This window comes from Tengunoibacter tsumagoiensis (genome assembly GCF_003967535.1).
Lineage (GTDB): Bacteria > Chloroflexota > Ktedonobacteria > Ktedonobacterales > Ktedonobacteraceae > Tengunoibacter > Tengunoibacter tsumagoiensis.
The window spans coordinates 195,018-221,324 of the sequence record NZ_BIFR01000002.1 but is presented as its reverse complement, the minus strand read 5'-3'; the positions used below and the strand labels follow the sequence as shown (position 1 = coordinate 221,324).

The following is a 26,307-nucleotide window of genomic DNA, read 5'->3' as shown; positions in this document are numbered from 1 at the left end:
TTTTGCTGATGGCAGGCCTTCCAATGTAGCCACTTCACTGCGTGCTTATTGTAGTTCTCTTTCTTCCAGTTGTAATGCTCTTCGTTGCCTTTCTTCTTCAGGAGACAAGATGAATGTCATACGTCCGTAACCGCTCGACGTTTTGGCACCAATGCCCATGAGTTGGAGTGACTGCTCAAGCAGACGCCAGGTCGCTTCTAACCAGGGATCAGGGTCATCCAGATCAGGAGCAGAGAGGGCTAAGAGGTAAGAGCCTCTTGTGCTTACGAAAGGAAGCGGCGTCGGACTATCACTATCAGTTGGGGCAGCCCCGGGTTCATTGCGATAGTACGCTGGATGGTGAACAGTGATTACGTCTTGATAGAGCATTGGTTCGGGCGTTGCAGGAGGAATATATAAAGCGTCAAGAAAGATTATAAAGCCTGCATTGTCAGTATCGCCAAAGACGACACGATGCAGCTCGCCTCCTTGACGCCACTCTCCTTTAAGCTGCTGGCGAGCATAGCTGGAGGCCAGACCCTTCAAAGCACTTCCTGGTAAATAAGGAACTCCGTAGGTATGGTGTAGTGTGATGCCTGTTTCCAGAACACTTTCATTTCCCAGACCAATGATGATACGACTTACAGCCTGAGCATGTTGAGTGCTGATGTTTGCCTGTTGAAGAAGGCGTTGTTCCCAGGCAGTATAGATTTGGGGATAGTCTGCTGGTAGACCTATCGTTGAGGCCTCTTTTATGAGCTTACTTTTGCCATCGATATGTTCCTGCAAAGCTTTATCAAGCCATAAACCGGCATGAACCTGTTGTAGTTCATCCCGCTTGCGAAGTTGCTCATAAACTGCTATGAGCTGTTTTCTATATGGTGTCGTGCTCATTACTGTTCCTGTTTCTCATTGGGTGTATCTCGAACTTCAAGATCCTCACTAGCCTCTACCTCCAGGATCGATTGAGCAAAACGTTTGTACCACAGAAGTGCGTTCAATACTCGATGGGTGAGTTGCATGTAGGAGATAAGATCGCTCTCTCTTGATTTTTGTAGGAGCGTCTCGTCTCCTACGACTGTCTGTGAAAGATCTTTCAAAAAGGTTTTGAAGATAGGTTCTTTGCGCGAGTCGACAAATGACAATGCCTGAGCCAGGCCTGCATTATGAATAAGGATTGGTAAAGAGTGTGATATGGCGCCATATTTTTTATAGTCTGCATCTTTGCGCACCAGTTCGACTTTTTTGAGCACATTCGTTGCATATTGTTGATCCAGTGTTTGCATTACCGCACCTCTTTATTGAGCAGATGAACATGGCAGAAACCACGTCCAACGGTAGCCATGCCTCCCAGTTGTAACATATTCTGGCAAAGCCCATTGAGGATAGTAAGAATTTCGTTGACCGAGAGGCGTGGAGCATCTTTATCAGTGGTCGGTGAAATCATAACCATTCCAGAAAGGATCGTTTCAGTTGGGAGCATCTCTTCATACCAGAGGCCACCTTGCTGAACTGTCTTTGAATGCTCTTCCAGTCTGATACGGGTAGCAATCTGTGTTGCCTGTTCTGCCAGAAATCGAAAAACATCATCAGGAACCAGACAGATCTTTTCTCTAAGCATCTGTTGCCAGAAAGTATCATGCTTGCCAGGAAAAATCTGCTTACCTAACCATTCTGCCCATTTCTCAAGCGCCTTTGCAGAGTCTGTACTTACTGGTAGATCAAGATCTTCAATAGAGATCAGTTTTTTTTCGTCAACTTCAATAGCAAGTTTGCTATCTGGCGTAATAACACAGTTTGTACCAGTCACCAGAGGAAACACATCAGGCAGTGATGTAATACCTGCATCTATCAAATCACGCTGTAGACGGCGAAGAATATAGGGAGAGGTGACCCAGGCAAATGTTCCAGCCAGACTTCGAACAGGAAAGAGGAGTAAACGTTGATCTGAAAACAGTACTGAACTTGCGCGATTATCTGTCGCATCGGATGGATCGCCGCCAAAGATCCTGGCATGTTTTTTATCAGTGCATTGTGTACGTAGAGCACCTTTAATGGAAGAACCAGGAAAAAAAGGAAGGCGAGTTGCCTTTTCGCGGGCAATAGGGAGATCAATTACTCCTGTTCCCTGACCAATACCAGCATGGAGAGGCGTAAGAGCATGAATGAATACTATATTTGCGTCCATTTAGTGTGAATTCCTATTCTCAATTAGTAAAATTTCGTTTCATAAAAGCCAGCGCCACATCATCTTCATCCTTCAAATATTCTCTGAGTCGGGCATCATTATCTGGCACATCTGCTGAAACCAGACCAAGTTCTTTACTGCCTTTTTTATCCGCATTGTTTTGTCCAAACAGCATGAGCCGTTGAGCCGGAAGCTCGCGATTCGTTAGCACCAGAGCCATGCCAACATATTGTTGATTCTGGCAGTACAATAGACGAAGAATCAGCGGGCTGGCAAAACGTTCTCTGCCCTCATCTGGACCCTGAAGGATCAGATCTTTGTCCATTTTTGCTTGATGAAAAATGATAGGGAGGCCTAGAGATGCTTTGGGAAAAGCATACTCCTGCGGATTATTTATGGAGAAGGTGTTAAGGTTCTGTGGCATAATTTTTTTGACTGCGCTGGTATCTGGCCAGGGAGTATTGCCCTGTACCTGACGAAAATTTTTGAGTCTATTAATCATGTCTGCCCAGGCAATGTAAGCAGATTTTTGATAAGGGATAATACCCAGAATAGGTTTATTTTCCAGCTCTAATGTCATGCGTGTTCTGCTCGCCTTCACAAGAGAGGCGAGGCAGGGAGTATTACCCGGAGCAGGGTTTTTAGAGACATGAAAATCGTCACATTTTTTTTGAATCCAGGAAGTCACCTGTGAAGGATTAGCTGGCAAAAAATCCGTATCTGATTGACCTTTTTGCATAGCTCCTATCGACCCAAAGCCACGTCGTGTCCGGCCACCAATACCGCCAAAAGTCTCCCAGGCCCACAGGGCTCCATGGATCTCTCGCTCAAATTGTTTGTTTTCAAAGGATGGATATTGGATGTTCAAATCAAATGCGACATTCGCGAGGATAGATTTTGATACTGGTCTCTGCGAGCTATTTAACTCTTTATTCGTGGCTTGTAAAGGGAATGCTGCATAAGGAGGGATGTCTTTGGCGCTCTCTTTCCATTTTTTTTGATTTCTATCTCCTAGATCCTGATACTCAAAGGCTGGAACGACTTTCCCCACCAGGTTTGTAATAAAGAGTTGTATCGTTTCATGAAATTGAGGGCCATCTTCGCCTTTCACATGCGCTTTTCCCCACAATGCATCCTCATCAGCTTTCATCGCAGCAATGGTAGTGTAATTTCCGCCATAACAGGCTCGCCACCAGAAACGCAGCTGACCGCGTATCCCCGTAGCACGTACAAAGGATGTCGGATCTAAAGCTGTAGGATCAGGGCTGCCACCAAAGAGTGGCGTCAGTAGTTGGTAAGAGCGTACGAGCGTGATTGTCTGCTCCACTGGCCTGCAAACCTCAGGAACAAGGGGTTGCAGGTGTTTGGCTGGTTGTTGCCTTCGCATCTTTTTTCCTATCATTATTGGTTTGGACTATCAGCATTCCAGGTTCCAAGCATCGCCAGACCGAAGCCATCGTTGACAAATTGCTGTTCTTCTTCGGTTTTTCTATCGTTGATGCTACGAAACCAGGTTCTTTCTACCCAGTTCCGAATATTTTTGGATGAGCCATGCAGTTTCAGGAAAAAGACTGCACCTGCTGGTATAAGGCGGCGACCTGGTTTAGGCTGTCGGAGTACCATATCCCAGCCAGAGACAATCTGTGGAGTCTGAGAAACAATACTAATGAGTTGTGGAGTAACACCTTCTCCTGGTTCAGTCAGATAGGTTGGGATGCTACCACGCTCAAAATAGGCAGGCGTAAGTAGCTGCACACGGCAAGCTTTGTCCTGACGGATCTGCTCAGTGATTTCTTGAGGACACTTAGAGAGGTGCAGTTTATCATTACTGCTCTGCCAGTAAACTAGACGACGTTCTGCACCGAGAGTGTCAGGACCATCTGTCGATAGACGGAAAGATGATGTGTCATCGACAAAAAGAGCAAGCGCGAGCCGTTGTATCACCAGTGATTGGGGCGAAAAAGTGAATTCCAGCCCACTTGTCTCAAATAAGATGCTTTCTCTGGCCATATGAGCTTCGCCGTCATAACTGATATGTACCCGTTGCTCACGTTGAGGAGCGACGGTATCACGCTTATTCTGTTCCACTTCAATATCTTCTGGTTTCCACAACCATTGCTTTAGATCTGCCCAGGGCCAGTAACGAATTGCAGAGTCAACTGCTTTATATCCCTCAGGGGTATTTGCTCCAGCAGGCTGTAATTGCAACTCTTGAAGATCACTGGCATCCTCTGTTTGAACATTGATAGGTAGCGCTCTTTTTCGGTAGTATCTCTCTCCTGCTATTTTTTCTTTAAAGAAGAGGGCATCATGAGGAGCTGGCAATAGCCACTGGCTGATGTCACGCTTTTCTTTGGATAGCTCAACAAGTAATGGACCACGTATGCGTAGCTGCTTCAATAATGTAAGGTTGCTTGTGAAGTGCTCACCTTCCCATCCCGCTCTACTTCGTGACGCTCCAGCCAGCGTGCTCGGAAAAGGAAAAGAGAGTGAGTGGGCGCGCGTACCAGGCTGCGTATTGAATGGACGTCCGTCACGAAAAATCAATGGCTCATATGGTTCAATGATCCAGATAGGCATTATTTTTTTCCCTCTTCTTGTCCATAGGCCATATTGACTGCTTCCACAATAGGCTGAACTACTAGTAGTTCGTTAATCAATGAAGCGATATCCGTTTCTTCAAGAATGATTGGGCCAGTCTGCGGCGATAGTTCGATCCGCAAACGATCCACTATATCTTTGAGGGTAGCAGCCTTTGCTTCCTTACTCATCTGCTGATTCAGCATAATCTTGCGTTTCAAAATACGGTAAGCTTCGTATTGCAGCACGTGCATGAGGTCTGTAGACATTGTTTCGCCAGGGAGAAAGAGAGACTGATACACTTCACGCAACTCATAGGCAGCTCCTTGAGGAATATGCTGCTGCTGAAAATGCTCGATAAGTACTTTGAGCCAGGGGTAGATAGTGGACCAGGAACCTACTGTGGTAACAGGTTCACCACTGCGTTTCCGCACAGTGATCGCCAGAGCATTTTTCTGCGGATGGTTTTTGGCGCACGTTTCGGCATCCCTTGCTGCATCCAGACTATCCTGTAGCAAGGAAAGGTGATGAACGATGGCAATACCGACTGAGAGCGTTGGTCTGGGCACATCGCTTTCCTTAAATACCATTTTTTGAGCGAAATCCACGGCTAGTGCATGAGCACATGGTAGCGCTGTATGCAAAGGCACAAATGCCAACACATCATCTCCACCAGAGTAGACTGGTACCCCTTCATAAGCTGTTACAATGTCTCCTACTCCTTGAGCAAAGGCGTCAAGCCGCTGTGAAAGCTCCTGATGTTGCGCAAAGCCTTTTTCAGCCATGTGATTAATCAGTTGACCCATATTGTCGCCATCAGCATGAATAATTGCATAATACGGACCTGGTCGTAGAGAGCTATGGGTAGCTTCTTTTACCTCTTTCCAGAATGTCTCCAGGCATTGATGGGCTTTTGTATATTGTTCCCGAGTAAAATCTATCAAAAGCCGTTCGTCAAACAGCAACGCTCCATCGCGATCCCCTAAAATGGTATGTTTAGCTCCTTTAATTTTTTCCGTTAATGGTGTCTGTTCATCGATCTTTTCTATATAGTCACTCCAGGCATTTTTTAATTTATCTCTACTATTGCTGTCTGTTATTGAGTTCAGGCGTTTAAGAAAAGGAAGAGTGGCAATATGTGAAGTGCTTAAAATAACTGGTAATCCTGGAAATTTAGCATGACGCTTGACAAGGTCAACACCAGAGAGTTGTTCCCCAGGTCCAGCTTTATAGAGTTGGTACAGATCACGTGCCCGCAGTTGTGCAGGTTTTGATCGATCATAGTACTTCTCAGGGATGACGCACTCTAACTGTCCATCAATAGAAGATTTATAGCGAGGATTTTTACTGGAAGTTGTGGTATGGATGAAAGGAACGAAATAGCGGGTATTCTTTCTGGCACTCAAGAGAGTTTCTAGACGAGATCTTGTTTTAGCATAGTTATGTTCATCAAAAGGCGTGGCGACCCAGGCGAAATCCAGGAGCGTCTCAATCTGATGGTCTGCTAGAGGCCTATCTATCGCTGGTAAACTGTCGAACACCTGGTTTCTTATACTATAGAGTCGCTCAAAAAGCGCTGTTCTTGCTCTTTTTGCCATTTCCTGAGGCTCATGACCAATTATTGCAATGATTTTGTTGGCAACACTTAGCTTTGTATCTGGCTGGAGTTGATTTTCTGAGATTGGGGCAGGGAAGATAAGATGGGTCTCTGGATCTATAAGAGCCAGAGCGACAGCTTTTGAAAGCTCACTCAAAAGCATAGAGCCAACAAATAAATCACGAGTGCGGCGTGCGCTTTTGATAAAAGGCTGAACTGGACCAATAGTTACGAGAAAAAGATAGGACATGATATAAACTCCTACCACTACACTACAAAGACCGTAAATACTCACCAAAATTTTTTTTAAGTTTCCATACACTAATATCAATACCATCAGCCTATCGAAATTAATAAAAAATAACTGGTAATCGTCTGATGATATCAAATATTTATTTTTAGCGAATCAAGTATGTATTTATAAGTAGGTAAACTGTTTTAACAGTAAGTGCCTCCTCACAAGCCTGTTATATTCGAGTAAACATATCATAATTAAAGAGGATAGTCAATGGAAAAATTCAGTATCGGTATGTTTTGCTAGAAAAGTATTCTACCCTTTAGTATGAATTTTGTAGGAAGCAATACATAGTTTTACTGATTAAGCATGAAAAAATTCTCAGACAGACACATTGACCAGAGCATAGATAACTTTTCAGGTGGGCGATCCTCTTTCCTGCCTTCTCTCTGCCTGAAAATGACCATTCTCCGAAAACCTCTCTCAGCAGTACAAGAAAACAGGGCGAATGTATCCTGATAAGCGCATAATAAGCATGCAAAAGATTTGTATAGGAGTAAATAAGGACAAAACAGATCCGAAAATCCCCCCCGTTTTGGCGCAAAAAACGGTTTTCGAATGGCTGTGGTTGTGGTATACTTATAAAGAGAGAAACAACAAAAAACGTCGCGCTGAGAGCCCAAAACAAGGGCCTGTAAGCGCAAAAAGGTCAAAATAGTCACCCTATCCCCTCTCTAATGCTCTCGGTTGGAGAGGTTTCGATCCGTTTTAGGATACTGTAAGAATTGCAGTGGGGATTGTTATCTATTATATCGTAAGTTGGAGAGGTTTCGATCCGTTTTAGGATACTGTAAGCGCGCGTGTCACACACGAACAAAACAGATACACTGTCGTTGGAGAGGTTTCGATCCGTTTTAGGATACTGTAAGATGGCTCTGTGGCCAGACGGAGTTCTCCAACTTCATGTTGGAGAGGTTTCGATCCGTTTTAGGATACTGCAAGCAGCGCACGTAATGACTCAGCATGCCAGAGCCTGTACGTTGGAGAGGTTTCGATCCGTTTTAGGATACTGCAAGCAGCGCACGTAATGACTCAGCATGCCAGAGCCTGTACGTTGGAGAGGTTTCGATCCGTTTTAGGATACTGCAAGCGGTTGGTATCTCGAAACTTGGACAAATGGGCACAGTTGGAGAGGTTTCGATCCGTTTTAGGATACTGCAAGTTATGATTGGTTAATGCTGATGTGCAGACACACAGGTTGGAGAGGTTTCGATCCGTTTTAGGATACTGTAAGTATGGGATCGCAGAAATCACTCATCAGATCAAGATTGTTCGTTGGAGAGGTTTCGATCCGTTTTAGGATACTGTAAGACGAATACACCGTGCCAGCGGCAAGAGAGAAGGGTCTTGTTGGAGAGGTTTCGATCCGTTTTAGGATACTGTAAGGACTCCGCAGCGCTATATTCTATGATCTGTTTTCCATGTTGGAGAGGTTTCGATCCGTTTTAGGATATTGCAAGTGGTCCGCTGGATTGAACGCGCAGCCTGGATAGCGTGTTGGAGAGGCTTCGATCCGTTTTAGGATACTGTAAGACTGTTGAAGCCGCGCCGTAGCGATGCCGAGAATGAATTTGGAGAGGTTTCGATCCGGTTTAGGATACTGTAAGTGGCACAAGTGATGATAGGGTGAGTCAGTATCGGGGCATTGGAGAGGTTTCGATCCGGTTTAGGATACTGTAAGCGAAAACAGGCGTAACATCCACAGACGAGAATACTTGTTGGAGAGGATTCGATCTGTTTCTAAATACTGTAAGATCAAGCTCATCAATGAGTTGTTTTGAGTCCAACTTTCCTAGAGATGTCTCCATGGTTAGAAGGACAATAGCCCATGAGTGAGCTATCAGACCGTCCGTTACAGGTGTTTTATTTATATGCGCAGGAAGATGAAGAGTTGTGTGAGGCTCTTGAAAAGCACCTTAGCCAGCTGGTTCAGCAAGGGCTGATAGCAGGCTGGCATCAGCAGAAGGTCGTGCGAGGGACGCACCGAGCCCAGCAGATTGATGCCCATCTTAGCACGGCTCAGATTATCCTGCTGCTGGTGAGTTCAGATTTCCTGGCCAGCAATTACTGTTACCACACGGAGATGATGCATGCGCTCGCACGTCATAAGGTGCAGCGGGCCACTGTGATTCCTATTCTTCTGCGCCCAGTCGATTGGCAAAGCGCACCCTTTGCCGAACTTGAGCCACTACCAGCCAACAGGAAACCGATTACCAGCTGGCGTAATCGAGATGAAGCTTTGCTCGATGTGGCACTGGGCATCCGCCGCGTTATCGAGGTGTTCAAAGAACTGTCAGAGAAACAAGAGGAACAGGACCAGCAGGAGGTCAACCACATGGAACAACCACCAACACATCAGTCACCACCGATCGTTGGTCTGGACCGACCAGCCACCATCTTTCTGAGTTATGCACGCGAGGATACAGACCACGTCAGGGATATGCAACTCCGACTCAAAGTTCGTGGCATGCGCTGCTGGCATGACGTTGACGACATGCAGCTTGGAAGCCAGACGGAGCAAGCAATCGTCCATGCTATCGAAGAGGCTGATGCATTCGCGCTCTTCCTCACTCCCGCCTGCCTACAATCCGACTTTATCTGGCGCGTTGAGGTGCCCGCAGCACTGCGTCGGCAGGAGCGTGATCCACATTTTCATATCATCCCTGTACTCAAAGGAGTCTCCTTTGCGGAGGTCCGACAATTTTGTTCTCGTCACAATCTGGGCGATGTCTCTGACTTTAATGGTCTGTCATTGACCGAGGATGGGGCGGTTGCTCCAATGGAAGCGGAACAAAACGTAAGACGCAATAAGGCGGCCAGACGTATCCTAAAAGCTGCCCTGGTGCTCCGCTTGCGCCGCGTCCAGGCCGATTACAGCTATGAGCCAACCCTCTGTCTGATGACATTCCCCTATATGCCAGTAACGACCTCTCTGGATCTTCGGCTTGATTGGACGCCAGTGATCGATGGCAAGGAAAGAACATGCACGCCTCAAGAATGGAACGACATCCTCTGGCCAGCATTGCAGGATGTGAAACGCTGCCTCAGCGAAACTGTACATAGTCATCGTCTGCACCTGTTCATAAAAAGTATTTTTCCAGTGGCACTGGCTCTTGGTTTTGTCTTACGTGCAACAACCGGAATGACCTTAATACTTCATGGACAACAAGAAACCTGGAGTACCCAGGCTCGCCCAACAGAAACAGAGCCCTTCTTGACGGAATGGCATTGTACGAAGAACGGAGATCAGCGGCGAGCCGTGATCGAGGTGACATCGGGCCGTTCCATCAAACAGTCTGTCGCTCAGGCCATCACCGACTTTGATCTTCAGCCTGCCTATCACATCCGGCTTGTATCACCTGACCTCTCACGTGAATCAATCAGAGACGCGTCTCATGCTCGCTCCGTTGCCTGGCAGATTGCTCAGGTATGTCAGAAGCTGTGTGATGAACACGGGGTGAGGCAGATCCATCTGTTTGTCGTGATACCAGTGGAACTGGCGGTCCTGGTGGGCCAGCAGTTGAATGCACTCTGCCCCATCACACTCTATGAGTTCAACAGTACTGAAGGAGCCTATACGCCGATCGGCATATTAAGAGCGTAGATGATTCAGAACCATGGACCAATAGGCCCGAAAGAAGGAATGCAAAGAAGGTTTAATAACGCTGAACAAGTGGATCAGCGTGAAGGGTGGAGTCCATGGTAGACTGGTCAAAAAGAGAAGATGCAGGTAGCAGAGAAAGAGGCTCCTTTGCTGAGCTTTATTGAGTTATGAATACTCTGCACAAGGAACTTTTGAGAAAAAATGGCAAGCATTCCACTGCTGAATTCGTTGCTCTTGCTTTTATGGTAAGCGGTTTAGAATTGAGAATCGTAAGCAAGCCAAATTTCTACAAATGAATTAAATGAATTAGTTATACCTCTACTTATAAAGAGTGAAACAACAAAAAACGTCGCGCTGAGAGCCCAAAACAAGGGCCTGTAAGCGCGAAAAGGTCAAAATAGTCACCCTATCCCTTCTCCAACGCTCTCGATTGGAGAGGTTTCGATCCGGTTCGAGATACTGTAAGCAATTCTGAGCAAACTCGAAGTCCTGTGGATGGAGTCGTTGCAGAGATCGCGATCCGTTTCAGAATACTGTAAGTTGGCTGCATTGAGAGCGTCGTCGGAGATAGAGCTCTTTCAAATCGGTGCAAGATCACAGCATAGTTACGTTCATCAAAAGGCGTGTCGACCCAGGCTCAATCCAGGAGCGTCTCAATCTGATGGTCTGCTAGAGGCCTATCTATCGCTGGTAAATTGTCGAACATCTGGCTGCTTATACTTATGAAAAAATTCTCAGACAGACACATTGGCCTGAGCATAGATACACTTTTCAGGTGAGCGATCCTCTTTCCTGCCTTCTCTCTGCCTGAAAATGACCATTCTCCGAAAACCTCTCTCAGCAGTACAAGAAAACAGGGCAAATGTATCCTGATAAGTGAATAATAAGCATGCAAAAGATTTGTATAGGAGTAAATAATAACAAAACAGATCCGAAAATCCCCCCCGTTTTGGCGCAAAAAACGGTTTTCGAACGGCTGTGGTTGTGGTATACTTATAAAGAGAGAAACAACAAAAAACGTCGCGCAGAGAGCCCAAAACAAGGGCCTGTAAGCGCAAAAAGGTCAAAATAGTCACCCTATCCCCTCTCTAATGCTCTCGGTTGAAGAGGTTTCGATCCGTTTTTGGATACTGCAAGGTTGGATTGGCTCCGTTGGTACTAATCGTATACGGAGTTGAAGAGGTTTCGATCCGTTTTAGGATACTGCAAGCTAACAGAGCCTGCCAGACTGGGACTGAGTGTAGATAGTTGAAGAGGTTTCGATCCGTTTTAGGATACTGCAAGTTAATGCCGAGCGCTTTACCAATTTGCGCATTATTCCGTTGAAGAGGTTTCGATCCGTTTTAGGATACTGCAAGCACGGTATCCACACACACATAAAGAAAACCCAGACCGGGTTGGAGAGGCTTCGATCCGTTTTAGGATACTGCAAGCAGTCATAAAGCGCAACGTTAAATTATGAACGTTGCTGTGTTGGAGAGGTTTCGATCCGTTTTAGGATACTGCAAGATTCTTCTCTGCCAACAACAAAATATGCTCTACAGAACGTTGGAGAGGCTTCGATCCGTTTTAGGATACTGCAAGTATCAATCTCAGATGGGTCTATTCGCGGCACATAGGTGTTGGAGAGGCTTCGATCCGTTTTAGGATATTGCAAGTTAGATTAATCCATTCTGTCCTGGCGATAGGGGTGTTGGAGAGGTTTCGATCCGTTTTAGGATATTGTAAGCTGGTATTGGCTTTAATTTTCAGTTGGTGACCAGCGTTGGAGAGGTTTCGATCCGTTTTAGGATACTGTAAGATTGCGATGCTTGACCCGTTGGGACGGCAATATTGGGTTGGAGAGGTTTCGATCCGTTTTAGGATACTGTAAGCAGCTTCTTCTTTGCTCACACCGATTGTATCCGCAAGGTTGGAGAGGTTTCGATCCGTTTTAGGATACTGTAAGGCACGTCTGACATAGCGGACCGGTTTATCTTCTACAAGTTGGAGAGGTTTCGATCCGTTTTAGGATATTGTAAGGCCAGACACCAGAGCGGCTGACAGAGACGAAACGACAGGTTGAAGAGGTTTCGATCCGTTTTAGGATACTGTAAGCGATATTGGAGAAGTCGGCTGTGAGGATTTTATTCCCAGGTTGGAGAGGTTTCGATCCGTTTTTGGATACTGTAAGGTAACGATGTCGCGACAGCATCCGGGCATTCAGATGCGTTGGAGAGGTTTCGATCCGTTTTAGGATACTGTAAGTGCTGGAGAAGCGCTCATGACGGACGAACAGTTGGGGGTTGAAGAGGTTTCGATCCGTTTTAGGATATTGTAAGAATCTTCCACTCCACCACCATTTTCAACCAACCAGGAGGTTGAAGAGGTTTCGATCCGTTTTAGGATACTGTAAGGTCTGGATAGTGGTATCAGCTGGACTGTATGAGTTAGTTGAAGAGGTTTCGATCCGTTTTAGGATACTGTAAGTTCGTGTCGGTTACTAGTAAAGATATATTCAGATTGAAGTTGAAGAGGTTTCGATCCGTTTTAGGATACTGTAAGATAACCCTGACCTTTGCGGAGCTTCACGAAACGAGGGTCGTTGAAGAGGTTTCGATCCGTTTTAGGATACTGTAAGAGCTTTTTGACCTATGAGCACCGAGCTTATCAGCAGCGTTGAAGAGGTTTCGATCCGTTTTAGGATACTGTAAGACAAGTTCGGTTCCGGTGCTCTCTGAACATGTAGAGTTGAAGAGGTTTCGATCCGTTTTAGGATACTGTAAGCGACATTGACACGCTCACAGCTCAGGCATCGACCCAGTTGAAGAGGTTTCGATCCGTTTTAGGATACTGTAAGACAAGTTCGGTTCCGGTGCTCTCTGAACATGTAGAGTTGAAGAGGTTTCGATCCGTTTTAGGATACTGTAAGCGACATTGACACGCTCACAGCTCAGGCATCGACCCAGTTGAAGAGGTTTCGATCCGTTTTAGGATACTGTAAGACAAGTTCGGTTCCGGTGCTCTCTGAACATGTAGAGTTGAAGAGGTTTCGATCCGTTTTAGGATACTGTAAGCACAGTGGACGAATTATTCACCGCCTGGGTGCCACTGAAGTTGGAGAGGTTTCGATCCGTTTTAGGATACTGCAAGAGATAAGCAAACAAACACGTAAGGCTTCCTCATCACGTTGGAGAGGTTTCGATCCGTTTTAGGATATTGCAAGTTGCAAGGGTGAAGGATCGGGTTGAGGAAAGCATCATGTTGGAGAGGTTTCGATCCGTTTTAGGATATTGCAAGTCGCGCAGAACTTCGCGAATATGCTCGGGTGTACGGTGGTTGGAGAGGTTTCGATCCGTTTTAGGATATTGCAAGAAAAACGCAAGTAAAATCTCTAACGAGAAAACTACAAGTTGGAGAGGTTTCGATCCGTTTTAGGATATTGCAAGCTGGATCTGGCTGGAATGTCGTGGTGTACGATGGCCACGTTGAAGAGGTTTCGATCCGTTTTAGGATATTGTAAGCAATCATCGCGCTTGCGCATTGATCGCAGACAATCAGTTGAAGAGGTTTCGATCCGTTTTTGGATATTGTAAGCAGAAAACAGGAGAGGAGCTTGCGGAATGCTTTATGTTGAAGAGGTTTCGATCCGTTTTAGGATATTGCAAGACCTGGAGAGCGGCCAGTTGGTTCCACCCTGATACAGTTGAAGAGGTTTCGATCCGTTTTTGGATATTGCAAGTATAGAGCACGCAGCGTTGCGCTAAATCACCAGAAGTTGAAGAGGTTTCGATCCGTTTTTGGATATTGCAAGTATAGAGCACGCAGCGTTGCGCTAAATCACCAGAAGTTGAAGAGGTTTCGATCCGTTTTTGGATATTGCAAGTATAGAGCACGCAGCGTTGCGCTAAATCACCAGAAGTTGAAGAGGTTTCGATCCGTTTTTGGATATTGCAAGCGGAGGGTATTCCGCAGGGGTAGGGAATTGGACCATAGTTGGAGAGGTTTCGATCCGTTTTAGGATACTGTACGCAATTGAGCTCCCCACTGTCATCACTGATGCGAGCAGGTTGTAGAGAAATCGATCCGTTTCTGGATATTGTAAGGGTCATCGAAAATAAAAGGCTATCTATATTTAATGATTATATAGTTTTTTTATGAGAAACCATGCATGAAAAGAAGAATAGTTGAGGCCAGACCTCAAACCACTCTCAAAAAATAAATGAAGTAGCAATAGAGATGTGAAACGATGCGTGGATCTGGTTGATCTTACCTGCTCAAATCAGACTGTTAATGAGCGGTCATCTCTTTCGTAGACATGAATCACGAGAACAATCATGAACACAAAACAAGCTGCCTCTTCTCAGAAGGGCTGGGATAAGCTGGCCCATCTCATCTCAGAAATCACCAATCCAGTCCTTATTGCCTTCCCGACCTTTCTTCTCATTGCCATTCGAACTGCTCCTGATCTTAGACATGCGCTTCTGTGGTGGGTGGTAACTGTGGGAGGGATTTCGGTGGCACCATTGCTTTTTATTCTTCGTGGCGTTCGTCGCGGTCACTATACGGATCATCATGTAAGCAAGCGCGAGCAGCGGCTGATTCCTCTCCTCTTTAGTATATGCTGTACTGGCCTGGTTTTTGTCATTCTTCTGGTGCTCCACGCATCAATAACTCTTATCGCAACTGTGCTGGCAGTCTTAATCGCCGGCGGAATCGCTTTTGCCATTACTAGATATTGGAAGATTAGCTTCCATCTCATTGGGATGGCTGGCGCAATCACTGTAGTGGGCCTGGTCTATGGGCCAGTCTTCTTTCTTCTTTTTCCACTCATTATCATAGTAGGGTGGGCTCGTTGGCGGGTGCAAGCCCATACGCCACTCCAGGCGCTTGCAGGAACGGCCATTGCCATCAGCGTTACTGTCAGCGTGTTTGGATTATTCCATCTCTTGTAACACTCTTTCAGAACGTGTTCACAATGGGTTGATTTCCAGATGGCAGTTGCTATTTTCTACACTGATCTGCCATCTGCCGTCTTGAAAAACAATTTCGTGAATACTCGTTGCTGCCATGGGGAAAGAAGGCATTTTGTTACTCCACTCGATGTGCTTCAAGAGAGCATAGACAATATTGATGGGGCCGCCATGAGTCACTATCGCAATATTGGGAGGAAGATGACACGAAAGCTGGGCTCTACACAGCTCCTCAAAGGCCTGGCTTATCCGCTGGAAGAACTGACGTGGGCTCTCCCCACCAGGATAGGGCTCATCCATTTCCAGTGTGTGTGCAAACAGACCAGGGTAGCGCTCACATGCTTCTTCGTGGAGCATGCCAGCCAGTTCTCCATTATTCATCTCACGCCACTGGGGCGTTTCATGGACGGGCAAATGGAGCGACTGTGAGATCGCCTCAGCGGTTTGCATGGCCCTGCGCAGATCACTTGCCAGAAGATAATCCACAGGCTGCCAGGAGGTCTGGAGATGATCCGCAAGAGTATGGCTCTGGTTCATCCCTTGCTCATTCAATCCTCGCTGGCTCCATCCTCCACGATACCCCCGCTGATCTTGACCATGGCGTATCAATAAAATGCGCATTCTTCTCTTTCTATTTTGCTGTATTTCTCTTTATAAGATTCTATCAAATTTCGGTATTTGTATCGAAACAAGCAAACTCACTTTTTCTGGTGTATAGTCGTTACGTGGACCAATTTTTCCAGCGACTGGTCACCTTTTTGGGTTCATCCTTATAGTAAGTGTGCCTGCTTACCTGCGAAGAAAGGGAGCACTCGTAAGACATCAGAGATGGAGGAATGGAGCACGAAGCTAGATGATACGAAACGTACATGGGCACTCAGTAAGCGGGAAATTTTAACAAAGCCGCTGGCTTCATTCCAGATCGTAACGCAAAACTAACATATCACGGAGTACAATTCCGTTCTCCGCTATTGGCGGCTGAATATACGAAAAGTAGTCACGCCTGATCTCGAACATGCGGAAGCCACATTTCTGGTAGAATGCAATGTTCGCCAGGGCAGCATTCGCCGTCCCGACCAGAAGTGAATGCCCTCGACGCCTGCGCAATTCCTCCTGTAAAACGTGAATGATCTGCTTGCCATATCCGCGCCCACGCAAATCGGGAGCCACTGCGATATACACGATCTCGCCGGATGCATCTTCCTCCCAGCGCACCACGGCAGCTCCAGCAAGCCGACCATCTAACCAGAATGCATAGGCAGTACAGGTTGGATCGAGGAGTGCAGCACGAATGCGCTCCTCACCTTCCTCAGCGTCTGAAAGTATCGGAAGCAAAAACGCTGTCTCAGGATGAGGAACCTGTTCAGTAATGAAGGGTACGCCCTCTACATGTGGAAGCTTTCGGAAGTACAACTTGATCCTTTCTGATCTGATCTTCTCTAGCTCAATACTCACTATTACGCACAATACGTGTGAATAAAAGCCTGTAGTTCTCGTGGAGAACGAATATGAATGATCTGTTTGGCTTCCTGCAATCCATTGACCAGATGCAGAATGTATGGTCGCCCCTGCTGATGAAGAGTCCACATCATGCGAAAGAGTTTCCAGGTCATAGGAAGCATGGGACAACCTTCAGGTCCATCAAGGCGAGGTTGGAAGAGGCATTTCACCTGCCGTTTGAGTGCCCACCAGTAATGAATGAGGAGCGGATGGTCTACAAAAATAATGGTATCAGCTTCCTGGAAACGAGCTTCAATCTCTTCTGGAGGCCCCCACCCATCGATAATCCACCGTTCTTGAGCAAGAATCGCAGTATGTTTGTGATGAAACTCTTCTGCTGAAGTAGGAACCCATCCTGGTTTCCATTGCAGTTGGTCTATTGGATACACAGGTAAGTCGAGGGCTTTCCCAAGCTTTCTACATACTGTCGATTTGCCTCCGCCAGCGTTTCCAATAATTGCCACACGGGTCATAGGCTTTCCTCACTCTGTTTCCTCAATTGATCATTCAACGACAAAACGTATTTATCGCACACCCCTCTATTCTTGATGAGCAGATAGGCTGGCCTGTCTATTTCTTCCATCCGAGTATACCCAACCACAAAGTAAATTACAAGATTTTCTCTCATAAAAGCTATTTGTTGCATATTTTGCTGCTAGCACAATGAAGTTCATTGTGAGAATCTTTATGCCAGCAGATCTCAATTCAATACGCAGGAACGATGGTGTATTCGAGTGATCATTATGCACAGCCAGAATGATATTTGTGTGTAAAAACACTTAGAAAACTTTTTTTGAGCACTGATTATTGGCATCTGAGTTACCCTGGCCAGGAGAAACATTACTCTTCTTGATCTTGCTCATTGTTTTGTCATCAGATAGAGGCTTCTTATACATCCCTGGCAATTTCATTGCTCTTGAAAAACATACGCTTCGTCAGTCAATAATCAACCCACTCCCGAGCCACTCTGCTAAAGTAGGCTGAAGAAGTTGCCGTGCTCCGTCCCAGGGAAACCAGAGGAACTTGACAGAATAATGATCTCCGACAACCAAACGGAGTCGATCACAGGTGATTCCATGATGCAAATATGCTTTTTGAATGGACTCGCGCGGAACCCAAACATTTTTAGGAGAGGTCAAGAGCGTTTGTAGGACTGTATGATCAAAGGAGCGCTGAGGGCGTCGCATTCTATTGACCGTTGGCCCAGCCCCATGCAGATAGGTTGTTGTAAAGTCGAGTGGAATACGAAGCAGGCCGTGAGGAAACAGCCATAGTTCTCCATGAATCCAGTCCAACCAGCCAGTCGTGGCACTCGCAGTGAGAAGAGTTGCAACAGAAGTGTCTTTTTGAAAGCCTGAAATATCCGATGGCTGCATCTTTTCTTTCCTTCTTTATGTATATAAGACAAGTATATATGCAGAAACGAGGATTCTAAAAACGCCATCTCAAGATGAGAAAGCTGTTCAGGAATGAAGGACACGTCCTCTGCATGTGGAATCTTTCGGAAATACAACGTGATCCTTTCTGATCTTATTTTATCCGATTTTTTATGAAAGAAGAAAGAGGCTCTTTCTCTTCTTTGCATATCTAAATCGCTTCTGAGAAGAAGTTGGCAGTACCAATCAGATCTTGCCCATTTCTTCTCATCTTAGCTGGATTCATCATCTGAAGAGGTGAGATACGCAAGGATTTCATGAAACGCCTCGAGAGAAGACGTGGCTGCCGTATACGTTCCAAAGTAGACATCGATCATTGCACGCATAACGGCCTCACCGATTGACAGATCCGAAAAAAAAGCATTAAGCAGACGCAACGTGTTCTTCTCACGAGTGCCGCGCCTTAACCGTCCTAACGCAAAGGCCGCTTCCCAGCGATACTGGGACGACGGGTCATGCTGTGACTGATCCCCATCGCCAACCCACGGACCCTGTTGGAATGCTTCAACCGCCAACTCCCAAATTTACCTCTTATTTAAAAGAGCAAACATTTTTTCATCGTAGAACTGATTATCCACATAGAGACGTTCTCGCAGAAGGCCTTCTTCCTGAAAACCAAGTTTTCTTAATACCTGTGCAGAGGCGTGATTTGGTAGCGCAACTTCAGCCTCAATACGATGCAGTTGGCAGGAAGTAAAACCGAACTGAAGAATTGCAGCTAAGGCCTCTGACATGATGCCTTTGTTCCAATAGGGTTTGGCAAGAATATAGCTGAGTCTAGCACCAAAGTTCTCGGCATCCCACGAATATCCACAATTTCCGATGACCCTGTCTTCTCCTTTTAAGGTAATCCCCCAGCGTATTGCTTCTTGATCAGCAAAACGTTTTTGATGACGCGCTATACTCTTTTCTGCTTGCTCAAACTGGGTGAAAGGGGCATCATAGAAACGCATCGTTTCTTCATCGGACAAAAAGAGATAGATATCTTTCGCGTCCTCTTGCTCCATTTGCCGTAATAATAACCTTTCTGTATCCAAAACAGGAAACGTTTGAAGGTGGCTGCTTAAGCTCATATTTACAGTGATTTCTTTCTGTATTTTTTCATAAATTGACAAACAATATCTTCTGTTCATCTGCATTTGCTCACAGCAGGCAAGATGTGGGAAACAGCCAGAGCGCTCGCAACACTGTTGGATGATATGCCCTTTACTATTGAGGCAGATACCCTGGCTGAGGAGCACACCCTCTGCTCTAGATTAAATTGTGAGAACAGCAACCATTGTGGCATCCTGCCAGATCGTTGGTCCAGGCACAAGCGCAACATCCAATCCGCATCAGGCTATGAGGGATATTCTCAGGCTAGAAGATCTGCATCCGAGGGGACTTCAATCTCTGAAGGATAGGATCTTCCTCACCTGTAAGATCGCTCTGACGACTGAGTGATTTCTGGATGAATTAGGATCAATTGATGTAGGAAACGTAGATGAGGAAAAGGCTCCAACACAAAATCTGTTGGGAGATCTTCTTTGAACAGCGCTTTTCCTCCCATATCGAGATAACTCCCTAATGTGATCGTTCCCAGCACGAGTTGATGAATATCTTCAGGACGCAACAACAATAAGGCTTTTGCCTCCGCGGATGGTTGGGGGGTATCATGCGTATATCCAAGATATATCGGTGTCATTGACTCTTCTTTGCGCGTGCTGACCAGGATTGGTGCTACCTCATCAGGTGGACCTGCATTCCAGGAACCTACCTGAAACACTGGAGGTTCTGTAACTTCTACCCAGTATGTTGCTGGAGGATGGAGAGGCATGACACGGAGAGACGCTTCCTCAAATGCTTCGCGAGCAGCACACTCCCATCCTGTTTCATCTGCCTCTCGGTGGCCACCCAGGCGAATAACGCCAAGTGTATCACCACGCTGCGTTGGACCAACCTGGAATGGAAAGAAGCCTGCGACTTTGACGTAGACACCTGCCGTTCTCACTTTTGATAGACTCTGCATCATTCCTCTCCTTTGTTACAAGATTTCGTTGCGTTACACATACTCTTTTATCCCGCTCTCAAAGGCGTTTTGATCTTGGTTCTCGATTCCAAAGAGCGCTTCAAGGAGAGCAAACGTGCCCTGATAAAACGTGATGCGGTCCCAAAAAGCCTCTATTTCAGGGTAGATGGCAACGAATCTTCGGAGAAACGTTTCTCCATAGCCACTCAAAATGCCTGCAAAATCATATGCTGGATCTCCAAGTCCCGCTCCTCCAAAGTCGATAATCCCGCTAATGACCTGTTTTTCTGCATCAAAGAGGATATTCGATGGCCCGAAATCACCATGTTTAAGGACTGGCTTGTACGCAAAATGGGCCGAATCAGCCAGGAATGTTTCAAAGTGGTGGGTTGCCCACAGACGAGCATCCAACCTCATGTAAGGGTAACATTTCATCTGAATACGGGTATATATATCACGCCACTCTTCATAGGTATCTGCAACGGGGAGTGGTTGCTCATGAATGACGTCGCTGGGAATCGAATGAAGTTCTCGCAGAAACTGGGCCAGTTGTAGCGCCAGGCTGGTAAGGATGTGCTCCTCGCATATGTTCTGCACTGTCTCGCGCCAAAGTGGTACTCCTGGGATGATGCGATAGCCAAGAAACACCTGGCCAACAGTCTGGTCTACTATCTGCTCAAAACTGATGTGCGGGATGGGAAGGGTAATGAAGTCGCCAATCCCTTTCAGAAGAGCACATTCCCGCTCAAGTCTTTCTACGCCATCGATATATTTTGGGAAGCGGAAAATAAAGGCATCATTCACGATAAGGATATCATTGTTCTGGCCATCGGTGTTCGTTTGTATTGAATATACAGGAAAATCAGGATAGAGACGCTGTATGGTTTCCAGGTAGACACTGCTCTTGTTCATATGGCTCCTTACAACCAGTGATGAGAGGAAAGAATTTTCTGACAAAGACTCGAGGCCACAAAATGCGCACTATCTTTTTTTCCTTCTGTATTCTAGCATATGCTGCAATTTACCTTCGACTATTTCACGTTTCTTTGTTTAGAAACAGGGCTACAAAGTGACCCCATCAACATACCCCAAAGTGACCCTTGTTACAAGGTTATTAAGTCCGTATACTTTGAACATCTGAGCTAATGTAGTGTAAGCCAGAATTCTCAGTGTCTGAAGATGGCTGCACAGCTCTCCTGGGCATAGCCTCGGGTACATTTGAGAAAAACCCCTCTCTACAAAGAAGATGTTTGAGAAAGGCGGCCATTCTATCATTCTCAGGAAAAACCGAACAAAATGCCAGAAAAACTCATGCAAGAAAGGAATATCGCATGAAAGTGATTCAACGCCTCTGTAGTTTTGGCGCAAGTATGCTTCTCGTCCTTGTGTTCTCTGCGGGCGTCTTCGGCACCAATCAGGCCCATGCAGCAACAATTCCCGTAAGCCAGACGGCTCATTCAGGTATACAACAACAGGTAGCTACTCTGCTCCAGCAGGTGCCTGGTAGCAAACAGACTGCCTGGAACGCTGTTTCGCTGGACAATGGTAAAACCATCGTGACCTTTACGACGAAGGCCTATTCCGTCGCTTCAGGACCGAGTAACTGCCGAAGTGGTTGGTTCTGCTTGTGGTATGACACAGGGTATACTGGGGCTGAGGTTCAGTCATCCTCCTATCGATGTGATAGTAGTAGCGCACTTGTGTTGCTGAACTACTTTCCTACCGATGGACTTGGATCTTATATTAATTACAGTCCGTACACGTTAAAAATATACAATGTATATGATTCGAAGATCGATTACGAAAGCCCGGGTCATTGGTCGTCCGACACATCAAGCAATAACGATGTTTACAACGCGGCCTCCATGGTGGAATCTTGTTAAGAAAGATGTTTTGAACCCTCGATCAAAACCCGCGCTAAGCCTGATAAGCGGCTTCCTGGCTTAGCGTGGGTTTTGTCCCAAATAATCTCGTGACCCTATAAGCACGCAGATCGTTTAGTCTTTCACAGACGTACCACAATGCACGCAATAGCTTTGGCTCTTATACGTTAGACTGCTGTTACATGAAGCACAGTAGCAGCTATTGAAAGTAGGTACGGCACAATGAATACAGTAGCCATGTCCTTTGGGGCTTGTCGTCCACTCTCCGTAACCACTGCTTCTATTACATGATTGGCATTTTATGTTTCCTGCATGTATGTTTACAAGCAGAAGAAAAAGATTAGGTTTATAGCTACTTGGAATCTCACGATCATCATTGCATAAACAACACGTCTCTCCAATTGCTGCAAAGCTACCTTTTCCATGACAATGAGGGCATTTCTTCATCACATTCTCCATTTACAGAACAGCCCGAATAAAAACCATGTGCATTTCACATCACAACAATAATGAGTTGTCTTTGACTTTTTTTGCTTTTCTTGCCATCTATTAATGTTTTTTCAATGAAAATTCCTTAAAAATCCGTGTTATTATTATATTGTAATATTTATATAATTTCAAATGAATATGGGCTCAATAGCTTATTTGGTGCAAAAAATCGCGCTAAGTTCTATCTCATCCAGAGAGATGTTCACCTACTCACTGGATAAATTTTTTCTCTACTGAGATAGTACATTGATCAGTGCTGTAATAAAATGCCGTTGAGATGACAATGAATGATCTTTCATTGACAAAAACCAACAATGCTACAATTCCTCTTGAAATTATTCTATAATAGCTTTGGAGATACTTACGATAGAAAGAAAAACACCAGATACCCACTTGAAATATCAGTGAGAAGGATGTGGATAGAATCAGATGACTATGAGTGAGAAGAAAGAACCCCTGCTTAGCCCAGTGCTGAGAGCTTTACAACAGGCTGTTGCAGAAGAAGTGGACAGCGCACTTACGAGTTTCTGGCAAGAGATGACCCTGCAAAAAACGCCACTCATTGAAAAAAGTGCCGAACACGCTGAGCACGCTCTCGTTACTTTTTTGTGGCGCGAACGTGAAGCAACAAAGACAGTGGTAGTAGTCAGCGCTCTGGGTACTACTCCTCTGGGTTGGAAGTATCGCGATCATCAGATGAGCCACCTGCCTCATACAGACCTCTGGTATAGGACGTACGAAGTCCCAAATACTATGCGTATGGTCTACCGTCTTTCACCCAACGACACCCTCGAAGAGTATAGCGATGAGCTCGATTGGGATGCGCGTACAGCGACGTTTCAGGTAGATCCTCTCAACCCACATACATATGTCCTGAGTGCGGATGAAGAATGTGACCAGAATGCCGAAGAATATTCCGTCCTTGAATTGCCAGATGCGCCACCACAATTCTGGAGCGATATTCGCGAGTCCGTTCCCAGGGGGAACGTTGAATTGCGCCGCTTTCACAGTGCAATTCTCAACAATGAACGGCGGATCTGGATCTACACTCCTCCAGGTTATACTAAAAACACTACACCTTATGGAGTTCTGCTCGTTTTTGATGGTCTGACCTATATCCACGATATTCCGATGCCAACTATTCTTGATAATCTGGTGGCGGACCACTTGCTTCAACCAATGATCGCTATTAGCATCTGTACCCTTGACTGGGAAACCCGCGATCGCGAATTGACCTGTTATCAGCCCTTTGTCGATTTTTTAGCGGACGAGCTTCTCCCATGGTTGCGCCAGGAGTATCACATCACGACCGATCCTGCACAGACAATTGTCGGAGGATCAAGCTATGGAGGGCTGGCCGCCTCCTTTGCTGCACTCAAACGCTCGGACGTTTTCGGCAATGTGCTGTCACAATCGGGGGCTGTTTACTGGACTCCCGATGATGACCCTGATTTTGAGTGGCTTACCAGGCAATATGTGGCCAATGATACATTACCTGTACGTTTTTATCTGGATGTCGGTCTGCTGGAAAACAATCCACGCCGCTCCACTTGTCCAGATGGGCCAACGCAACTTGCGGCCACGCGCCACTTCCGGAATGTGTTACGTGCAAAAAAATATTTCGTCTCTTATACCGAGTATAGCAGTGGCCACGATTATGTGTGCTGGCGCGGTTCGCTGGCAAATGGTTTACTGGCCTTGCTCTCTCTTTAACTGTCTGAGTTCTAGAGTGATGTGAGTTATGGTGATCTTGCATAAGTCCTTTGTGTACCAAAAGACCTCTACTGGTACGCCTGTGCCTGAAGTTGAAACAATTCAGCATAACGCTCACCAAGTGCCATCAATTCTTTGTGGCTACCACTCTCAATAATCCGTCCGTGCTCCAAGACAAAAATGCGATCCGCCAGACGGACGGTACTGAAACGGTGGCTGATGAACAAAGCGGTACGCTTTTGGATCAGAGCGCGAAAATGCTGGAAGACCTCGTATTCAGCCCGTGCATCCAGTGCACTGGTCGGCTCGTCCAGGACGAGAATATGTGCTTCACGCATAAACGCGCGGGCCAGGGCGATCTTTTGCCATTCACCTCCACTTAACTGGGTACTTTCCCGCACATCTTTAAACCAGCGTCCCAGGGTAGTATCATAGCCCTGAGGCAGTTTCTCAATGATCATATTCACGCCACTTTTACCAGCTGCGTTTCTCACCAACTCGTCATTCTCAATCTCTTCGATCCGGCCAACACCAATATTCTCTCGCACCGTCATCTGGTAGTTCACATAATCCTGAAAAATAACTCCGATGTGCTGGCGCAGCGTCTTCAGATCATAGTCCTTGATATTCTTTCCGCCAATCAAGATATCACCTTCATCTGGATCGTACAATCTGGTGAGCAGCTTGACCAGCGTCGTCTTGCCTGCCCCATTATGTCCTACCAGTGCGATTGCTTCGCCCGCGTGAATGGTAAAACTCACCTGTCTGAGCGTGGCATGCGTTTTAGGGTCCTTCCCAGGATAGGTAAAACTGACATTGCGAAACTCGATTGAGAGCCCCTGGCTCTGCTCGGGATACAGAAAGGGCTCAGCAATGGCAGGCGACTTGATCGTTGGTTGATAGGCAAGAAATTCAAACAACAGGTTCACATACAGGGCATTCTGGTACGTACTGGAGATACTGTTCAGCAGGCTGCGAAAGTTTGACCCAACCTGGGTGGCCGTTTGGGTATACAGGGTCAGTCCTCCCAGAGTAATGCGACCGGCAATGGCCTGCAAGGCCACATAGAGATAAATCCCACTATTGGCGATACTGCTCAGATTAGACCAGCCAAAATTGGTAAAATACTGGCGCAGAGCCAGCTTCTTATCTTGCTCATAGAGCTTCGTCGCCAGGTCCCAGAAACGAGCAATAAGGAAATCACTCAGGTTGAAGAGTTGGATTTCTTTATTGTAGGCATCAGTGGTCATTAATAGCATGAAGTAGCTCAAAAGGCGACGTTCAGGCGACTGGTGGCGTGTAAGTCGATAGCCTTTCCACCCATATTTGGTGCTAAAGAAAAACGCTGGTAATGGTGTAACAAGTGCAATGAGAGCCAACCACCAGGCCAAGTGGAACAAAAGAAAGAGCAGAGCAACCAGGGTAATCATGGTCTGAGCCATACTAAAACCTTGCATGATGATAGTGGTCTGGGCTTTCTGTATTGCTCACTTTGCTCAACATCCGAATAGACAATAAATACAATACCTATGAGTCATCCCGGATTTGGGAGCAACATCTTAGGGAACAAATGCGAAGATGTTCCTCTCAACTAGGCAAAAAAGACCTCCTGCGCTACACTGTAACAAATTAAAGCAATCAGTAAGTACAGGAGGTCTTTCATATCTATGCAGCCTAAGTATGACATACTTCAAGAAAAGGAACAAGATCCTCAGCTGATTTCGCAGGAAATAGCTCAATAATTCGAAAAAAATCCTTTACCATCTTCATCTCATATTGTATATTATCTTAGATAAGCGGCTTGTACGAATATCTCTTCATTGCTGCGTTGCTATCTTCCAATTCCGAAATCAAAAGCAGGAACTTTTACTGAGTGAATTGGGATCATATCTTCCCATAATAGAAGGATTTTCTTTTTCTGCACCAGCAGGAACAAAAAGAAGAAGTAATCTACTTCGATCAGTGAAATGGTCTTTCTTCTCTCTTGCAAGCGCTCGCATCTATGGGAAGTTGGACGGCATCCTCCGTAAATCCGGGATGACTCATATCAGCCACGGAATAAAAAGGGTTGCTCTGATCGCAA

General features: G+C 46.0%; 19 protein-coding genes and 1 CRISPR repeat array. Of the genes, 4 read left to right on the top strand and 15 right to left on the bottom strand.

The window, feature by feature from the left end; translation table 11 throughout:
* Positions 1-45 precede the first annotated feature (45 nt).
* Genes cmr6 through cas10 form a run of 6 tightly spaced genes read right to left on the bottom strand, consistent with a single transcriptional unit; the run spans position 46 to position 6,732 of the window.
* Positions 46-873, bottom strand: coding sequence for a type III-B CRISPR module RAMP protein Cmr6 (gene cmr6, locus EL628_RS21810; RefSeq protein ID WP_126582127.1), 828 nt, complete (start codon positions 871-873; stop codon positions 46-48).
* On the bottom strand, positions 873-1,265 hold the full coding sequence (locus tag EL628_RS21805; protein WP_126582126.1) for a type III-B CRISPR module-associated protein Cmr5: 393 nt from the start codon (positions 1,263-1,265) through the stop codon (positions 873-875). Before EL628_RS21805 ends, cmr6 begins: the two co-directional genes overlap by 1 nt.
* Entirely contained in the window at positions 1,265-2,167 is a 903-nt protein-coding gene (gene cmr4 / locus EL628_RS21800) for a type III-B CRISPR module RAMP protein Cmr4 (RefSeq protein ID WP_126582125.1), read from the bottom strand. The genes EL628_RS21805 and cmr4 overlap by 1 nt, the downstream gene beginning before the upstream one ends.
* Positions 2,168-2,186: 19 nt before the next feature.
* The gene (gene cmr1, locus EL628_RS21795; protein ID WP_161975666.1) at positions 2,187-3,554 is read right to left on the bottom strand and encodes a type III-B CRISPR module RAMP protein Cmr1; all 1,368 of its coding nucleotides are present in this window, start codon (positions 3,552-3,554) and stop codon (positions 2,187-2,189) included.
* A gap of 14 nt (positions 3,555-3,568) precedes the next feature.
* Positions 3,569-4,747, bottom strand: a complete 1,179-nt coding sequence (locus EL628_RS21790; protein WP_126582123.1) for a type III-B CRISPR module-associated protein Cmr3 — start codon at positions 4,745-4,747, stop codon at positions 3,569-3,571.
* Positions 4,747-6,732, bottom strand: coding sequence for a type III-B CRISPR-associated protein Cas10/Cmr2 (gene cas10, locus EL628_RS21785; RefSeq protein ID WP_126582122.1), 1,986 nt, complete (start codon positions 6,730-6,732; stop codon positions 4,747-4,749). The genes EL628_RS21790 and cas10 overlap by 1 nt, the downstream gene beginning before the upstream one ends.
* A gap of 593 nt (positions 6,733-7,325) precedes the next feature.
* Positions 7,326-8,393: a CRISPR direct-repeat array (repeat unit 37 nt; unit sequence GTTGGAGAGGTTTCGATCCGTTTTAGGATACTGTAAG).
* 74 nt (positions 8,394-8,467) lie between these two features.
* Between cas10 and EL628_RS21780 the strand changes: the two genes are divergently transcribed.
* Positions 8,468-10,243, top strand: a complete 1,776-nt coding sequence (locus EL628_RS21780; RefSeq protein ID WP_126582121.1) for an SAVED domain-containing protein — start codon at positions 8,468-8,470, stop codon at positions 10,241-10,243.
* Between the two features lie 4,316 nt (positions 10,244-14,559).
* The gene (locus EL628_RS21775; protein ID WP_126582120.1) at positions 14,560-15,177 is read left to right on the top strand and encodes a hypothetical protein; all 618 of its coding nucleotides are present in this window, start codon (positions 14,560-14,562) and stop codon (positions 15,175-15,177) included.
* 18 nt (positions 15,178-15,195) lie between these two features.
* Here the strand turns inward: EL628_RS21775 and EL628_RS21770 are convergent, their stop codons facing one another.
* The 8 genes from EL628_RS21770 to EL628_RS21735 all read right to left on the bottom strand — a co-directional run bounded on the left by EL628_RS21770 (position 15,196) and on the right by EL628_RS21735 (position 21,051).
* Positions 15,196-15,816 carry a histidine phosphatase family protein gene (locus EL628_RS21770; RefSeq protein WP_126582119.1) on the bottom strand — a complete coding sequence of 207 codons (621 nt, stop codon included), beginning with the start codon at positions 15,814-15,816 and terminating at the stop codon, positions 15,196-15,198.
* 291 nt (positions 15,817-16,107) lie between these two features.
* On the bottom strand, positions 16,108-16,608 hold the full coding sequence (locus EL628_RS21765) for a GNAT family N-acetyltransferase (protein WP_161975665.1): 501 nt from the start codon (positions 16,606-16,608) through the stop codon (positions 16,108-16,110).
* A gap of 44 nt (positions 16,609-16,652) precedes the next feature.
* Positions 16,653-17,168 carry a P-loop NTPase family protein gene (locus tag EL628_RS21760; RefSeq protein ID WP_126582117.1) on the bottom strand — a complete coding sequence of 172 codons (516 nt, stop codon included), beginning with the start codon at positions 17,166-17,168 and terminating at the stop codon, positions 16,653-16,655.
* A gap of 462 nt (positions 17,169-17,630) precedes the next feature.
* Positions 17,631-18,071, bottom strand: coding sequence for a hypothetical protein (locus tag EL628_RS21755; protein ID WP_126582116.1), 441 nt, complete (start codon positions 18,069-18,071; stop codon positions 17,631-17,633).
* Between the two features lie 272 nt (positions 18,072-18,343).
* Positions 18,344-18,646 (bottom strand): hypothetical protein, encoded by a 303-nt coding sequence (locus EL628_RS21750; RefSeq protein WP_126582115.1) that lies wholly within the window; start codon positions 18,644-18,646, stop codon positions 18,344-18,346.
* A gap of 9 nt (positions 18,647-18,655) precedes the next feature.
* Positions 18,656-19,246: a GNAT family N-acetyltransferase gene (locus EL628_RS21745; protein WP_161975664.1), complete on the bottom strand. Its 591-nt coding sequence runs from the start codon at positions 19,244-19,246 to the stop codon at positions 18,656-18,658.
* Positions 19,247-19,542: 296 nt separating this feature from the next.
* Entirely contained in the window at positions 19,543-20,142 is a 600-nt protein-coding gene (locus EL628_RS21740; RefSeq protein ID WP_126582113.1) for an NUDIX hydrolase, read from the bottom strand.
* Between the two features lie 30 nt (positions 20,143-20,172).
* Positions 20,173-21,051, bottom strand: coding sequence for a phosphotransferase family protein (locus EL628_RS21735; protein ID WP_126582112.1), 879 nt, complete (start codon positions 21,049-21,051; stop codon positions 20,173-20,175).
* A 419-nt stretch (positions 21,052-21,470) separates the two neighbouring features.
* Between EL628_RS21735 and EL628_RS21730 the strand changes: the two genes are divergently transcribed.
* Together EL628_RS21730 and fes are read left to right on the top strand one after the other, a co-directional pair.
* Positions 21,471-22,022, top strand: coding sequence for a peptidase inhibitor family I36 protein (locus tag EL628_RS21730; RefSeq protein WP_126582111.1), 552 nt, complete (start codon positions 21,471-21,473; stop codon positions 22,020-22,022).
* Positions 22,023-22,946: 924 nt separating this feature from the next.
* Positions 22,947-24,224 carry an enterochelin esterase gene (gene fes, locus EL628_RS21725; RefSeq protein ID WP_126582110.1) on the top strand — a complete coding sequence of 426 codons (1,278 nt, stop codon included), beginning with the start codon at positions 22,947-22,949 and terminating at the stop codon, positions 24,222-24,224.
* A 68-nt stretch (positions 24,225-24,292) separates the two neighbouring features.
* Here fes and EL628_RS21720 read toward each other — a convergent pair whose 3' ends face one another.
* The gene (locus EL628_RS21720; RefSeq protein WP_161975663.1) at positions 24,293-25,666 is read right to left on the bottom strand and encodes an ABC transporter ATP-binding protein; all 1,374 of its coding nucleotides are present in this window, start codon (positions 25,664-25,666) and stop codon (positions 24,293-24,295) included.
* Between the last annotated feature and the right edge of the window lie 641 nt (positions 25,667-26,307).